The following is a 13,526-nucleotide window of genomic DNA, read 5'->3' on the forward strand; positions in this document are numbered from 1 at the left end:
CCGGTGTCCTCCCGGCGGCGTCCCGGCGGCGTCCCTGCGGTTCTTCTCGGGTGCCGGAGCACCCCGGGCGTCCTACAGCGCGCCGTTCTCCCACGGGCCGGTGACGGCGTAGGTGATGCCGGGGCTCTGCACGTTGAAGAACAGGATCCGGCCGTCCGGGCTGAACGTGGCACCGGCCAGCTCACTGGTGTTCGGGGAGTTCAGCTCCGCCACGTCGAAGATCCGGCCCTCGGTGGTGACCCCGCGCAGCAGGTCCTTGCCGCCGCCGTCCTCGCACAGCACCAGGCCGCCGGTGTTGGGGGAGACGCAGAGGTTGTCCGGGGCCTGCAGCACCTCCGGGTCGGTCGACTCGTAGACCAGCACCAGCTGGCCGCCGGAGTTCCCGCGGGGCCGGTACTCCCACACCTGGCCGAGACCGGCGTCGCCGCCGCTGGTGGAGTTGATGTAGATCGACCCGTCGCCGTACCAGGCGCCCTCGAGCCGGGCGAAGACCGCGCCGCCCTGCTGGTGGCCCTGCTTGAACACGGCCAGGGTGTCGGTGCTGTCCGGGTCCGGATCGGCGATGTCGACCCACTCGACCGGCAGGGGCTTGCCGACGCGCTGGCTGTAGCGGGTGTCGTACTGCGGTTGGGCCTTCACGGCCAGCATCTGCAGCGTCCCGCCGGCGGAGAGCTTGTCCCGGTCGTTCGGGAGGAACCGGTAGAACCCCGAGGTGCCGCGGTCCTCCGTCTCGTAGACGATGCCGGTCCTCGGGTCGACCGCGACCGCCTCGTGGGTGAACCGGCCCATCGCCTTGAGCGGCACCGGGTCCACCGGCGCGGTGGCGTCCGCGGGGACCTCGAACACGTAGCCGTGCGGGTGCGCCACGTCCAGGCCGGTGAACGTCTCCTCGCAGGTCAGCCACGTGCCCGCCGGGGTGGGGCCGCCGGCACAGTTGCGGATGGTGCCGGTCAGGGACGGCCAGGTGCTGACCAGCGCCATGGCGGCGGGGTCGAAGACCAGGTTGGTGGTGCCGCCGGCGGCGTTCGGGTCGTAGCTGCGCGCGCCGAAGGCCGGCCCCTCGGCCTGCTCGTGGTTGCGCACCAGCTGGATCATGCCGTTCCCGCCGTCGAACGCGGCCATGCCGTCGTGCTTGCCCGGCGTCGGCGTGCCGTCGCTCATGGGGGTGCCGGTGTGGCCGAAGGCCACGTAGGAGAAGCCGGCCGGCAGCAGCAGCTCGCCGCCCGGAGCGGGCCGCAGCGGTCCGTAGCCGCCGTTGTCCGGCGCCTGCATGGTGTCGTCGCCGCGCGCCCGCCCCTGGGCGGCGTGGGCGGTGTTGCCCATCAGCGCGGCCAGGGCGGCGGCGGCGCCCATCGCCCCGCCGGCCTTCAGGAGTCCGCGGCGTCCTACCGCTGCCGTCGTCGGGGTCTGTGCTGTCGTCATCTCGGTGCTGTCCTCACGGGGGGTCGGGGGTGCTTCCGTCGACCGAGCCCACCAGGGCAATCCGAACAGCGGGCCAGCACGCCGTGAATGCCGTGCGTCGAGGACGTGGCGGATTCCTTCGCGATCGAGAACGGGGACGGCCGGAACCCGTCGGTTTCGCGGACCGTGCGCCACGCCCGGGACGGCCGACGACGACGGGAGCGCTCGCCGGCGTCGCGTCCCTCGTAGGCTGGGACGCACCCGAGACGGACAGGAGGCCGAGGTGGCCGAGACGACGGTGGCCGAGGTGCTGGCCGAGCTGGCCGCCCTCGAGGACCCGAGGGCGCGCGCGGTGAACGAGCGGCACGGCGACGACCACGGGGTGAACCTCACGAAGCTGCGGGCGGTCGCCAAGCGGCTGGGAACACGGCAGGACCTCGCGCGCCGGCTCTGGGAGACCGGGGACACCGCGGCGCGGCTGCTGGCGCTGCTGGTCTGCCGCCCGAAGGCGTTCGAGCGGGACGAGCTGGACGCCATGGTCAGCGAGGCGCGCATTCCCAAGGTGCACGACTGGTTCGTGAACTACGTGGTGCGGAAGAGCCCGCACGCCGAGGAGCTGCGGCTGGCCTGATTCGCCGATCCGGATCCCGTGGTGGCGAGCGCCGGCTGGGCGCTGACCACCGAGCGCGTGGGGAAGCGGCCCGAGGGCCTCGACCTCGCCGGCCTGCTCGACGTCATCGAGGCGGAGATGCAGGACGCCCCGGACCGCCTGCAGTGGGCGATGAACTCCTGCCTGGCGCAGATCGGGATCGAGCACCCCGAGCACCGGGCCCGGGCCCTCGAGATCGGGGAGCGCCTGGAGGTGCTCAAGGACTACCCGACGCCGCCGAACTGCACGTCCCCGTTCGCGCCCGTCTGGATCGCGGAGATCGTGCGCCGCCGCAGCGAACCCTAGATCGCGGCCGGACCCCGGGTCAGGCCCGACCGAGAGGGAGCCGGAGCGCGGACGGAACCTCGGGTCAGGCCTGCTCGGGCTCGCTCTCCCCGGCCCAGACGCCCCGGACGTGCCGGAGGTGCTGGGCCATGATCGACGCCGCCCGCTCGGGATCGCCCTCCTCCACGGCGTCGAGGAGCAGCTCGTGCTCCCGGGTGGACTCCACGAAGTCGGGCGAGCCGGCCATCTTGTCCAGGCCGAAGAGGCGGCTCTGGTCGCGCAGGGAGCCGACGAGTTCGAGCAGCTTCGGGTTGCCCAGGGCGGCGAGGAGGGACAGGTGGAACTCGCGGTCGGTGTCCAGGAAGCCCACCCACTCGCCCGCCTCGGCGAAGACCATCGTCCTGCGGCTCAGCTGCCGCAGCGGCGCGAAGTCGGTGACCAGGCCGCGCTCGGTGATCTCCCGCACCGCGGAGACCTCCAGCATGGCCCGGATCTGGACGATCTCGTCGAGCTCCTGGCCGGAGGGCGTGCGCACGAGGAAGCCGCGGTTGCGCCTCATCTCGATCAGGCCCTCCCGGGCGAGATCGTGCAGGGCCTCGCGCACCGGGGTGATCGAGACGTTGAGCTTCTCGGCGATCTCCCCGATGGAGTAGAGGGAGCCCGGTTCGATCCGTCCCGAGATGATCTGCGCCCGGATGATGCGCGCGGCCTGCTCCCGGTAGCTCTGCCGGGCGACCGACTCCCCAGGGGTGTCGTTCCAGGTCAGTGGCATGCTCACGGTGTTCCCCTCCCTCCTGCGGTGCTTAAGGTTTCACACCCAGGATAGCGGGGCCGGCCGCCCCGGCCGGTCAGAAGCGGTCGGCGGCCAGCGCTGCCCGGTGCCGGGCGGGGGACCGGCCCGTGACCATCTCCGCGATCAGCCGGCCCGTGGGCGGGGCGAGGCTGATGCCCAGCATGGCGTGTCCGGTGGCCACCAGCACGTGCGGGTGCCGCGGCAGGGGCCCGATGATCGGCAGCCCGTCGGGGGTCATGGGGCGCAGCCCCGTCCACGGCTGGGGCTTCGTGGAGAGGTCGGGCCACCGGGTGAAGTAGGCGGGCAGGCCGGCGAGGACCCCTCCGGCGCGCACCGCGCTGATGGTCTCGTCGAGGCCCCCGAAGCCCATGGTGCCGGCGACGCGGACCTTGGCGGCCAGCGGGGTGACCGCCACCTTGGCCTCCGCCAGGTACAGCGGGTGCGCCGGACCGCCGGCCTCCAGGGGCAGGTCGAAGCCGTAGCCCTTGCCCGCCTGCAGCAGCACGCGCTCGTGGATGCCCCGGAGGATCTGATCGGTCCAGACCCCGGCGGCGACCACGACACGGTCGCCGCGCAGCACCTCGTCGCCGACGACCACCGAGACGGAGGCGTCCGCCTCCTGCCGCAGGGAGGCGGAGCGGCCCAGGCGGAACTCGATACCCTCCCCCGCGCAGGCGGCGGCGAGGCCGGCGGTGAAGGAGGCCGGGTCCAGGGAGCGGTCCCCCAGGGTCTGCAGTCCACCGGCGACTCCGCCCGCGACGTCCGGGAGCTCCCGGTCCAGGCCGGAGTGGTCCAGGGCCCGCCAGGAGAAGCCGGGAATGAGGGCGGCCATGGTCTCCAGCTCGCCGATGTGGGCCTCGAGCTTCGTGGCGTCCCGGAACAGCATGGTCAGGGGGCCGGTGTGGCTCTCGAACTCCACCCCGTCGGCGGCCATCTCGTCGAACAGCTGCAGGGTCTCCGCGCCGAGCTCGGCCAGGACCTTCAGCCCGGCCTCGAACCGGGCGGTGGTGCAGTGGCGGAGCATGGTGAGCATGAACCGGGCGAACTGCGGGTCGAGGACGGGGGAGACGTAGAGCGGGCTGTCCCGGCGCAGCATCCAGCGCAGCGCCTGGAGCAGCACGCCCGGCGCCGGGACCGGGGCCGACATGCTGGGCACCACCCATCCGGCGTTGTGCGCCGAGGCCTTGGACCCGGGCGGTGCCGGGTCGACGACGGTGACCTCGACGCCGCTCTTGCGCAGGTAGTACGCCGAGGACAGGCCGATGGCTCCTGCCCCGATGACGATCGTTCTCATGGGGTTCCTTCCTAGGGCGTGGGGTGCTGCCCGGGCGCCGGGGTGCACGGTTCCGGCGCCCGGACGAGCGGGGTCCTCAGTCGTCGGTGCGGTCGAGGTCCTCGTAGACGACGCGGGCGGTGACCAGGTCCTGCCAGCCCATGCCCACGCTCTTGAAGAAGGCCGGACCGGTCCGGGGCCGGGGGCCGCTGCGGACCAGGTCGGCGAGCTCGTGCAGGTCCTCCGCGGCGATGGCCCCGTGCTCGATGCCGATGATCACGTCGCCGGCCTCGCGCAGCGCCGTCGCGACGTCCTCCACGTAGACGGTGCTGCGGGCCACCAGCTCGTCGTCGACCTCGCGGGCGTCGGGCTCGTGCGAGCCCATGGCGACGACGACGGCGTCGTCCCGCACCAGCGAGCCGTCGAAGAGCGGCTCCCGGGCGCTGGTGCAGCAGGTGATGATGTCCGCCCCGGCCACGTCGGCGGCCGTGCCGCGGCGGGCGTCGTGGCCCTCGGCCCGCAGCCCGTCGACGAACGCGTCGGTGCTCGTCTCCGTCCGGCCGACCACCGTCACCGTGGTCAGGGCCCGCACGGCCGCGACCGCGCGCACGTGGTGCAGGGCCTGCGGCCCGGTGCCGAAGACGAGCAGGGCGGCGCTCCCGGCGGGGGCCAGGTGGTCGACGGCCAGGGCGGACACGGCCGGGGTGCGGATGGCCGTGAGCGCGGTGCCCTCGATCAGCGCCAGGGGCCGGAGGGTGTCGGCGTCGAAGAGCATGAAGTTGCCCTGGATCTTCGGCAGCCCCCGCCGGGAGTTCCCGGGGGCGACCGTGAGCACCTTCACGCCGGCGTATCCGCCGTGCTCTCCGGGCATCAGCAGGAAACTGCCCTTCTCCAGCGGGACGCTGCTGCGGGGCAGGGCGGCCGCGGGGTCCAGCCCGTCCTGCAGGGCCTGTTCCAGGGCGGCGACGGCCCGGGTCATCGGCAGGTGCTCGGGCACCTGGCCGGCGGTGACGACGGCAATGTCATGGATGTCGGTCGGGCTCATCGGGGTTCCTCCAGGAGGTCGCAGGAAGTGGTGCGGAAGGCGGCGCGGCGGATCACGTCTCCACCACGCTCGGGCCGGTGTCCGTCCGGGCCCCCGTGGTCGGGTTGCCCATGATGGTGCTGCGGTCGGCGTGGGCCACGAGGGGCAGCTGGCCGGTGCGGAGGTCCTCGCGGTGGCCGAAGACCTCCCTCCGGATCACCTTGGCGAGCAGGAAGACGCCCAGCAGGTTCGGGACGGTCATCAGGAAGAACATGGCGTCGGAGAAGCGGATCACGGTGTCCAGGGACACGGCCGCACCGACCACGATCATGACGACCCACACGAGGTCGTAGAGGCGCTCGGCGATCCAGCTGTCGCCGAAGAGGTAGCCGGTGGCCTTCTTGCCGTAGTAGGAGTAGCTCAGGATCGTGGAGAAGGCGAAGAGCACCACGCACACGGTCAGCAGGTACGGGAAGAACCCGTTCACCGTGGCGAAGGCCGCGGTGGTGATGCCCACCCCGTCGGACGAGGTGTTGAGGTACTGCCCGGTGACGATGACGGCCAGGGCGGTCATGGTGCAGATGACCACGGAGTCGATGAACGGCTCCCAGGCGGCCACGAAGCCCTCCTGGGCCGGCCGGCGGTTCTTCGTCACGGAGTGCGCCAGCCCGGCGGTGCCCACCCCGGCCGCGTTGGAGAACACGGCGCGCTGGATCCCGATGATGGCCACCCCGACGAGGCCGCCGGTGACTCCCTCCCCGGTGAAGGCGCTGGAGAACATGAGGCCGATCGCCGCGGGCAGCTGGGTGATGTTCACGGCGAGGATCACGAGCACGCAGCCGAGGTAGAGCATGGCCATCAGGGGCGTGAGCTTGCTGGTCCAGCGGGCGATCGAGGTGATGCCGCCGAGGATCACGGTCCCGGCGACGACGGCCACGCCGAGGCCGATCAGCCAGGCGGAGCCGGCGAAGAAGCTGTCCTCGCCCCCGGTGGCCAGGGTCACCTGGGCGGCGAGCTGGTTGGCCTGGAAGACGTTGCCCGCGCCCAGGGCGCCGATCATCATGAAGACCGCGAAGGCGTAGGAGAGCACCTTGCCCAGCCGCGGCAGCCCGCGCTCGGCCAGGCCGTCGCGCAGGTAGTACATGGGTCCGCCGGAGATCGTGCCGTTGGCGTGCACCCGGCGGTACTTCTGGCCCAGGACGGCCTCGGCCATCTTCACCGACATGCCGAGCAGCCCGGCGATGATGATCCACAGGGAGGCGCCGGGCCCGCCGATGGAGATGGCCACGGCCACGCCGGCGATGTTGCCCAGCCCCACCGTGCCGGAGAGCTCGGTGGCCAGGGCCTGGAAGCTGGTGACCTGCCCGGGGTCGTCGTAGCGGTTGTAGTGGCCGCGGATGATCTTCAGGCTGTGCGGCATGTCGCGCCACGGCTTGAAGCCGACGAGGACCGTGAGGAACACGGCGCCGCCGAAGAGCCACACGACCAGCAGTGGCAGCTGGGCCTCACCGATCGGGACGGCGAAGAACACGATCGACTCGAGGACGTCGACCAGGGGGCCGAAGAAGCCCTCGAGCGCCTCGTCCACGCTCACGCGGGGAACGATCGGCACGGACATCGGAACGGCAGCGGAGGGGCTCATGCCGGCATCACCGCGGACGAGCGGGCGGGAGGGGCAGTGGGGTTCATGGCGATTCTCCAGACGGTCGGACGGTCTGCGGTGGCGCGTGGGAGGCGGTGGATCGTCGGGCCGCGGCCCGGGAGCTCGAACACCACACGGGCATGTGATGTGGATCTTTCGGTCATCAGCGTAGCGTACAGAGGTGTAATACCTCACTCTCGTTCCCGGGATTTTTCCTGCTTGAAACCGGCTCTTGACGCGGAGTGGAAGTGGCTCGGACATGGCCCGCCCTGCTCGGGCCTCAGGCATCAGTATCTGTTCGGGAAGCGATTCTGATGATTTCTACCCACTAATCGTCACTGTTCCTGATGGCTCCCGGGGCGCACACTGGTGTTGTGCACGTCACACTGCCGCCGGCAGGAGTTGCTCGTGCCGCGCCCTCCCTTCCCTGCCGCCAGGAGAACCAGCTGCCATGACCACCGACGTGTCGTCCCTGCCCGAGATGGGTACCACCTCCCACACCACGGGCCCACTGGTCGACGCCCAGGCGCAGCTGGCCTCCGCCGTGGCCACCCTGGGCTACGGCCCGGGCCTGCACGCCCTGCTGGCCCGCCCGCGGCGGGAGATGACCGTGTCCATCCCGCTGCGCCGTGACGACGGCTCGGTGGACGTGCTGACCGGCCACCGGGTCCAGCACAACGTCTCCCGGGGCCCGGCCAAGGGCGGGGTGCGCTACAGCCCGCGGGTCGACCTCGACGAGGTCCGCGCCCTGGCGATGTGGATGACCTGGAAGTGCGCCCTGATCGACGTCCCCTACGGCGGCGCCAAGGGCGGGATCACGGTGGACCCCCGCCGCTGCTCCCGCCCCGAGATCGAGCGGCTGACCCGCCGCTACACCTCCGAGATCCTGCCCATCATCGGCCCCGACAAGGACATCCCCGCCCCGGACATCGGCACCGACGAGCAGACCATGGCCTGGATGATGGACACCTTCTCGGTCTCCTCCGGCTACACCGTGCCCGGAGTGGTCACCGGCAAGCCGGTGAGCCTCGGTGGGTCCCTGGGCCGGGCCTCGGCGACCTCGGCCGGGGTGGTGCACATCGCCCTGGCCGCCCTCGAGCACGTCGGCATTCCCGCGGCGCGGGCCACCGCGGCGGTGCAGGGCTTCGGGAAGGTGGGCGCCGACGCCGCCCTGTTCCTCACCGAGGCCGGGGTGAAGGTCGTGTCCGTCGCCGACCAGTACGGGGCCGTCCACCAGGCCGAGGGCCTGAACATCCGCGCCCTCCAGGAGCACGTGGCCGCCACCGGCTCCGTCGGCGGCTTCCCCGGGACCGAGGAGATCCCCGGCGAGCAGCTGCTGACCCTGGAGGTGGACCTCCTGGTGCCCGCGGCCGTGGAGGGGGTGCTCACCGGCGCCAACGCCCACGACGTCCGCGCCCGGGTGATCGTCGAGGGCGCCAACGGTCCCACCACCGCCGACGCCGACCGGGTCTTCACCGAGAAGGGGGTGCTGGTCGTCCCGGACATCCTGGCCAACGCCGGAGGGGTGATCGTCTCCTACTTCGAGTGGGTGCAGTCCAACCAGGCCTACTGGTGGTCCCGCCAGGAGGTCGACCACCGGCTCGAGCACCGCATGCTCTCCGCCTGGCACCTCCTGCTCGACGTCGCCGCGGCCCGGGACCTCACCCTGCGCGAGGCCGCCACCGTCACCGCCGTCGAGCGCGTGGCCGACGCCCACCGCACCCGCGGCCTCTACCCCTGATCCACCGGAGGACGGGCGCCCGGAGGGCCGGGGCCGGGCACGGGCATCCCGCCGGGGCGGCGCGAATCTCCTGCGGGGCCTCCGGGGCGCTACCGTGAGCTTCGATCGCAGCCCTCGCGCTGCCCCGGTCCGTCCCGAAAGGTCCGCATGCCCTCCGTCCCCGGTGCCGCACCTCGTCGTGGTCCCGTGCTGTCCGCCCGTGCGGCCTTCTGGGTGCAGGCGTCCGTGCTCGTGGTGCTGCTGGCCGCCTCCAGTGCGCCGAGTCCGCTGTATCCGCTGTACCAGGAGCTGTGGGGCTTCCCGCCGGTCGTGCTGACCGTCATCTTCGCCGCGTACGTGGTGGCCCTGCTGACCGCGCTGCTCACGGTGGGGTCGCTGTCCGACCACCTGGGGCGCCGCCCGGTGCTGCTGGCCGCCCTGGTCCTGGAGATCGCCGCGATGGTCGTGTTCGTGGCCGCCGACAGCGAGGCCACCCTGGTGGCGGCCCGCCTGGTCCAGGGCGTGGCGACCGGCACCGCCACCGGCGCCCTCGGCGCCTACGTGATCGAGCTCGAGCCGGAGGGCCGCCGGGGGCTGGGCACCGTGCTCACCGGGGCGGGGCCGATCCTGGGCCTGGCCGGGGGAGCGGTGGCCTCGAGCCTCATCGTCGCGGCCGCCCCGGGGATGATCGACGCCGTCTACCTGGTGCTGCTCGGGCTGCTGGTGCTGCAGGTCGTCGGCACAGCGCTCGGCCCCGAAACCGTGGAGCGGGTCCCCGGGGCTCTGGCCTCGCTGCGCCCGCGCGTCTCCTTCCCGCCGGCCGTGCGGCGCTCGGCGGTGTGGGTGCTGCCCGCCGCGGCCGCGTGCTGGTCCCTGGGCGGGCTGATCATCTCCCTGGGCCCCAGCCTGGTGCGCTCGCTGACCGGGGCGGACTCCGTGGTGCTCACCGGCGTGGTGGTCGCGGCCCTGACGGGCACCGGCGGGATAGCGATCCTCTTCTTCGGCTCGACCGCACCCCGGCGGGTGCTCGCCGTGGGCATGAGCGTCCTGGTGGCGGGCATGGCCGCCACGATCGCGGCGCTCGCCGTCGGGTCCGTGGGCCTGTACCTCGCGGCGACGGTGCTGGCCGGCGTCGGCTTCGGGGCCGGCTTCCTCGGGGTGCTGCGCCTGCTCCTGCCGCAGGCGGCACCGCACGAGCGGGCGGGGCTGCTCTCGGCGATCTACGTGGTCAGCTACCTCTCGCACAGCATCCCGGCCGTGGCGGCCGGGGCCGTCGCGGGTGCGGCGGGCCTGGTGCCCACGGCCGTCGGCTACGCGGCCATGGTGATGCTGCTGGCCGTCATCGTGCTCCTGGGCCTGCTCCGGAACCGCTCGCCCCGCTCATGACCTCCGGCGGTGGTGCAGGATGAGCAGCCGGGCGTAGCCGTCCATGAGGCGGTCGACGAGGTCGACCTTCAGGCACTCGTGCTCGGAGATCCTCCGCAGGGTGTGCAGGGAGGTCCCGTCGAACTGCACGGGCGGAGGCAGCTCGAGTCCGTCACCGGGCGGCTCGACGTCCAGCCGCCACGCGCCCAGGTCCTGCTGCGGGGTGGCGCCGTGTTCCCGTCGGCGCGCCCACAGCCGGCCGTCCGTGCCCACGACCACGCCGCGCACCACGTGCCACCCGTGGCCGCACGCCACCCGGGAGAACGCGTGGCCCACCACGGGATAGGACCTGGCGCCGCGCGGAACGTGCGCGAGCCTGGCCGGCTTCAGGCCCTCCCGGCGCAGCAGCTCGCTCGCCTCGATCCCGACCTCCCGCACCTCGTCCAAAGCCCGTTGCAGCGCCGCCGCGTGGGCTCCGGACACCGGTGGGGTCCCGCGGCCGGGCTCCTGCCGTCTCGTGCTCTGTGCGGCGTCCCGGGGGCGGTGCTCGTCCTCGATGCTCATGTCACCCCTCATGTCGTCGGTGTCGATTCTATGTGCGTCACCTCACACCGACGTCGACCAGGAGCGGGCGGGACGGATGTGTCTCCGCCCGGGACGAGGAAAGCGGCCGGGTGGCCGAGGAGCTCTTGTGCGTCACCGGCGACCGACGATGATGGAGGGTGAACAGCCGCTCGGGCGCCGGCCACGGCAGGGATCCCCGTGCCGCGGGGCCGTCGGCGGCGGCGACCTGGCCGCCCAGTTCGCCGAGGCCGGACTCCTGGACCAGCTGATGGTCTCCATCGCGCCGGTCACCCTCGGTGCCGGCCGCCCCCTGTTCCCCCGCCGCTTCGACCTGGAGCTGACGGACGTGGCCCGCAACCGCGCGTTCGTCTGCGCGACCTACCGCGTGGTGGGCCCGATGGCGCCCTCGGGTGGAGGGCCGACCTCCTGACCCCGAGGGGGCTCACATCTCGATCCGGTGGGCCTCCCGCAGGTACACGAAGCGCTCGGGGTCCGAGGTCAGCACGATCACCCGGGGCCGCTCCCCGGCGGTGGTGATGGCTGAGGCTAGCCGGCGGAGCCGCTGCGGATCGGAGGGGTGCTGGTCAGGCGACGCGGACGCTCCGTCGCGGAGGTCGCCGCCGTCGGGACGGCCACGGCGGAGTACCTGAAGGTGCTCGAGCAGCTGTACGGCTACTTCATTCCCTACCCGATCGAGCAGCTGCACGTGTCGAACCACGACCACATCGGGCTGGTCCGGGCACTGGCCGCACGCGACGCTGCAACGGCGGTGCAGATCTCCCACCAGCACGTGGACCGGCTGCACCGGACCATGTTCGTGGGGCTCCTGGAGGCTCGCCCGGTGGGGGACTCCTCCGGATCCGCGTGACGCGCCTCCGCCCGGTGGGTGGTGCGCCGCACGCAACAGGTCAGCCGTTGATCCGGCTCACCCGGGCCGGGACGGGGGAGTCCGCCGTGGTGCCGGTGCCCAGCTGCCCCACCTGGTTCCGGCCCCAGGCCCAGACCGTGCCGTCCTGCGTGAGCGCGTGCGCGGCCAGGTGCATCGGCTCGAGCTCCCGGACCGGGGGGAGGCCGGCGACCTGCACCGGGACGGACGAGTTCGTCGTGGTGCCGTTCCCGAGCTGCCCGAATCCGTTCAGACCCCAGGCCCAGGCCGTGCCGTCCGCCGTGACGGCGTACGCGGACGAGCCGTTCACCGCGACGTTCTCGACCTGGGGGAGCCCGGTGACCCGGACCGGGACGGAGGAGTTCGTCGTGGTGCCGTTGCCCAGCTGCCCGGCGTAGTTGCCGCCCCAGGCCCGGACCGTGCCGTCCTCCGTCAGTGCCTGCGCGAAAGCGAGGCCTGCCGCGAGGCTCTCGACCCCGGAGAGCCCGGTGACCTGGGCGGGGACGGAGGAGCTCGTCGTGGTGCCGTTGCCCAGCTGCCCGGCGTGGTTGCCGCCCCAGGCCCGGACCGTGCCGTCCGAGCGGAGCGCGTAGACCGAGGAACCGCCCGTCGCGAGGCTCTCGACCCCGGACAGTCCGGCGATCCGGACCGGGACGGAGGAGTTCGTCGTGGTGCCGTTCCCCAGCTCACCGCTCCTGTTGTAGCCCCAGGCCCAGACCGTTCCGTCCGTGGTCAGGGCGTACGCGGAGGCACCGCTCGCCGCCAGGCTCTCGACCCCGGGCAGTCCCGTGACCCGGACCGGGACGGAGGAGTTCGTCGTGCTGCCGTTGCCCAGCTCGCCGAAGGCATTCGAGCCCCAGGCCCAGACCGTTCCGTCCGTGGTCACCGCATACGAGGAGCGTCCGTTCGTCGCGAGGCTCTCGACCCCGGGAAGTCCCGTGACCCGGACGGGGACGCTGACCCGGGCGGGGGAGCCCGCCGTGGTGCCGATCCCGAGCTGCCCGGCGTGGTTCCCGCCCCACGCCCAGACGGCGCCGTCGGCCGTGAGTGCGAACACGGAGGCACCGCCCGTTGCCAGGCTCTCGACGTCGGAGAGCCCGGCGACCTGGACGGGGAAAGAGGAATTTGTCGTGGTGCCGTTGCCCAGCTGACCGGCGTAGTTGCCGCCCCAGGCCCAGACGGTGCCGTCGGTCCGGACCGCGTAGGCCGCCTCGTAGCCGGTGCCGAGTTCAGCGGTCGGGACGTCCCGGCCCGGCAGGAGCGGGTCGAGACGGTGGAGGAAGGCGGCCATCTGGTCGCGCAGCACGGGCTGGTAGGGGCGGAAGAGCCGGGTGCCGTCGGGCCCGGACCAGCCGGTGGAGATCCCGGTCTGGGCCAGCCAGGAGATCTCCTCGTAGAAGCCGTGGCTGGTGGGCACGTCCGCGAACGGTGAGGTCGCCGGTGCGTCGACGGCCGGGGAGCCGGCCGTGCGGTGGAGGAAGGCGGCCATCTGGTCGCGCAGCACGGGCTGGTAGGGGCGGAAGAGCCGGGTGCCGTCGGGCCCGGACCAGCCGGTGGAGATCCCGGTCTGGGCCAGCCAGGAGATCTCCTCGTAGAAATCGTGGGTGGTGGGCACGTCCGCGAAGGGAACCGCCCCGCCGTGCTCGGCCTGCGGCACCGTCAGCGGGACGACCTGCGGAGCCCCCGGCGGCGCCTGGGCGCGCACCGGAGCCGTGCCGGCCTGGGCGAGACCGGCGGCGCCCAGCAGCACCAGGGCCACCAGCACTCCGAGGATCGAGGGGAAGAGACGAAATCCGGGACGCACCATGTCCGCGACTCCTTGCCGGCAGGGGCACCGACCGCGGACGTGCTGCGAGGGCCGGCGAGTACTGATGCAAATCATACCGAGCCGTGCCTCGAGCCGTTCCTGTGTGACGGAGGCGCC

The 13,526-nt window shown here is 72.8% G+C and carries 11 protein-coding genes and 1 pseudogene; 5 read left to right on the forward strand and 7 right to left on the reverse strand.

Annotated elements, in window-relative coordinates:
* Nucleotides 1–72: 72 nt before the first annotated feature.
* Nucleotides 73–1,422: an alkaline phosphatase PhoX gene (locus RCG67_RS02000; RefSeq protein ID WP_368824609.1), complete on the reverse strand. Its 1,350-nt coding sequence runs from the start codon at nucleotides 1,420–1,422 to the stop codon at nucleotides 73–75.
* A gap of 262 nt (nucleotides 1,423–1,684) precedes the next feature.
* Between RCG67_RS02000 and RCG67_RS02005 the strand changes: the two are divergent.
* Nucleotides 1,685–2,356 (forward strand): annotated as a pseudogene (locus RCG67_RS02005) (DNA alkylation repair protein).
* Between the two features lie 64 nt (nucleotides 2,357–2,420).
* Here RCG67_RS02005 and RCG67_RS02010 read toward each other — a convergent pair.
* The 4 genes from RCG67_RS02010 to RCG67_RS02025 all read right to left on the reverse strand — a co-directional run bounded on the left by RCG67_RS02010 (nucleotide 2,421) and on the right by RCG67_RS02025 (nucleotide 7,067).
* On the reverse strand, nucleotides 2,421–3,107 hold the full coding sequence (locus RCG67_RS02010; protein WP_368824716.1) for a GntR family transcriptional regulator: 687 nt from the start codon (nucleotides 3,105–3,107) through the stop codon (nucleotides 2,421–2,423).
* Nucleotides 3,108–3,183: 76 nt separating this feature from the next.
* Nucleotides 3,184–4,422 carry an FAD-dependent oxidoreductase gene (locus RCG67_RS02015; protein ID WP_368824610.1) on the reverse strand — a complete coding sequence of 413 codons (1,239 nt, stop codon included), beginning with the start codon at nucleotides 4,420–4,422 and terminating at the stop codon, nucleotides 3,184–3,186.
* A 76-nt stretch (nucleotides 4,423–4,498) separates the two neighbouring features.
* On the reverse strand, nucleotides 4,499–5,446 hold the full coding sequence (locus RCG67_RS02020) for an ornithine cyclodeaminase family protein (protein WP_368824611.1): 948 nt from the start codon (nucleotides 5,444–5,446) through the stop codon (nucleotides 4,499–4,501).
* 52 nt (nucleotides 5,447–5,498) lie between these two features.
* On the reverse strand, nucleotides 5,499–7,067 hold the full coding sequence (locus RCG67_RS02025; protein ID WP_368824612.1) for an alanine/glycine:cation symporter family protein: 1,569 nt from the start codon (nucleotides 7,065–7,067) through the stop codon (nucleotides 5,499–5,501).
* A gap of 451 nt (nucleotides 7,068–7,518) precedes the next feature.
* On the opposite strand from RCG67_RS02025, the gene RCG67_RS02030 reads away from it, so the two are divergent.
* Together RCG67_RS02030 and RCG67_RS02035 are read left to right on the forward strand one after the other, a co-directional pair.
* Nucleotides 7,519–8,808: a Glu/Leu/Phe/Val family dehydrogenase gene (locus RCG67_RS02030; protein WP_368824613.1), complete on the forward strand. Its 1,290-nt coding sequence runs from the start codon at nucleotides 7,519–7,521 to the stop codon at nucleotides 8,806–8,808.
* A gap of 147 nt (nucleotides 8,809–8,955) precedes the next feature.
* Nucleotides 8,956–10,173, forward strand: a complete 1,218-nt coding sequence (locus RCG67_RS02035; protein WP_368824614.1) for an MFS transporter — start codon at nucleotides 8,956–8,958, stop codon at nucleotides 10,171–10,173.
* Here the strand turns inward: RCG67_RS02035 and RCG67_RS02040 are convergent.
* Complete coding sequence (locus tag RCG67_RS02040; protein ID WP_368824615.1) at nucleotides 10,168–10,716, reverse strand: hypothetical protein; 549 nt, start codon at nucleotides 10,714–10,716, stop codon at nucleotides 10,168–10,170. The two genes, RCG67_RS02035 and RCG67_RS02040, sit on opposite strands and share 6 nt — an antisense overlap.
* A 151-nt stretch (nucleotides 10,717–10,867) precedes the next feature.
* Between RCG67_RS02040 and RCG67_RS02045 the strand changes: the two genes are divergently transcribed.
* Both RCG67_RS02045 and RCG67_RS02050 read left to right on the forward strand, forming a co-directional pair.
* A complete protein-coding gene (locus RCG67_RS02045) occupies nucleotides 10,868–11,146 on the forward strand; it encodes a dihydrofolate reductase family protein (protein WP_368824616.1) in 279 nt (92 codons plus the stop codon).
* A gap of 147 nt (nucleotides 11,147–11,293) precedes the next feature.
* Nucleotides 11,294–11,584: a hypothetical protein gene (locus RCG67_RS02050; protein ID WP_368824617.1), complete on the forward strand. Its 291-nt coding sequence runs from the start codon at nucleotides 11,294–11,296 to the stop codon at nucleotides 11,582–11,584.
* A 40-nt stretch (nucleotides 11,585–11,624) separates the two neighbouring features.
* Here the strand turns inward: RCG67_RS02050 and RCG67_RS02055 are convergent, their stop codons facing one another.
* On the reverse strand, nucleotides 11,625–13,409 hold the full coding sequence (locus RCG67_RS02055; protein WP_368824618.1) for an RCC1 domain-containing protein: 1,785 nt from the start codon (nucleotides 13,407–13,409) through the stop codon (nucleotides 11,625–11,627).
* Between the last annotated feature and the right edge of the window lie 117 nt (nucleotides 13,410–13,526).

This window comes from Kocuria cellulosilytica (assembly GCF_040981245.1).
GTDB classification, from domain to species: domain Bacteria; phylum Actinomycetota; class Actinomycetes; order Actinomycetales; family Micrococcaceae; genus Kocuria; species Kocuria cellulosilytica.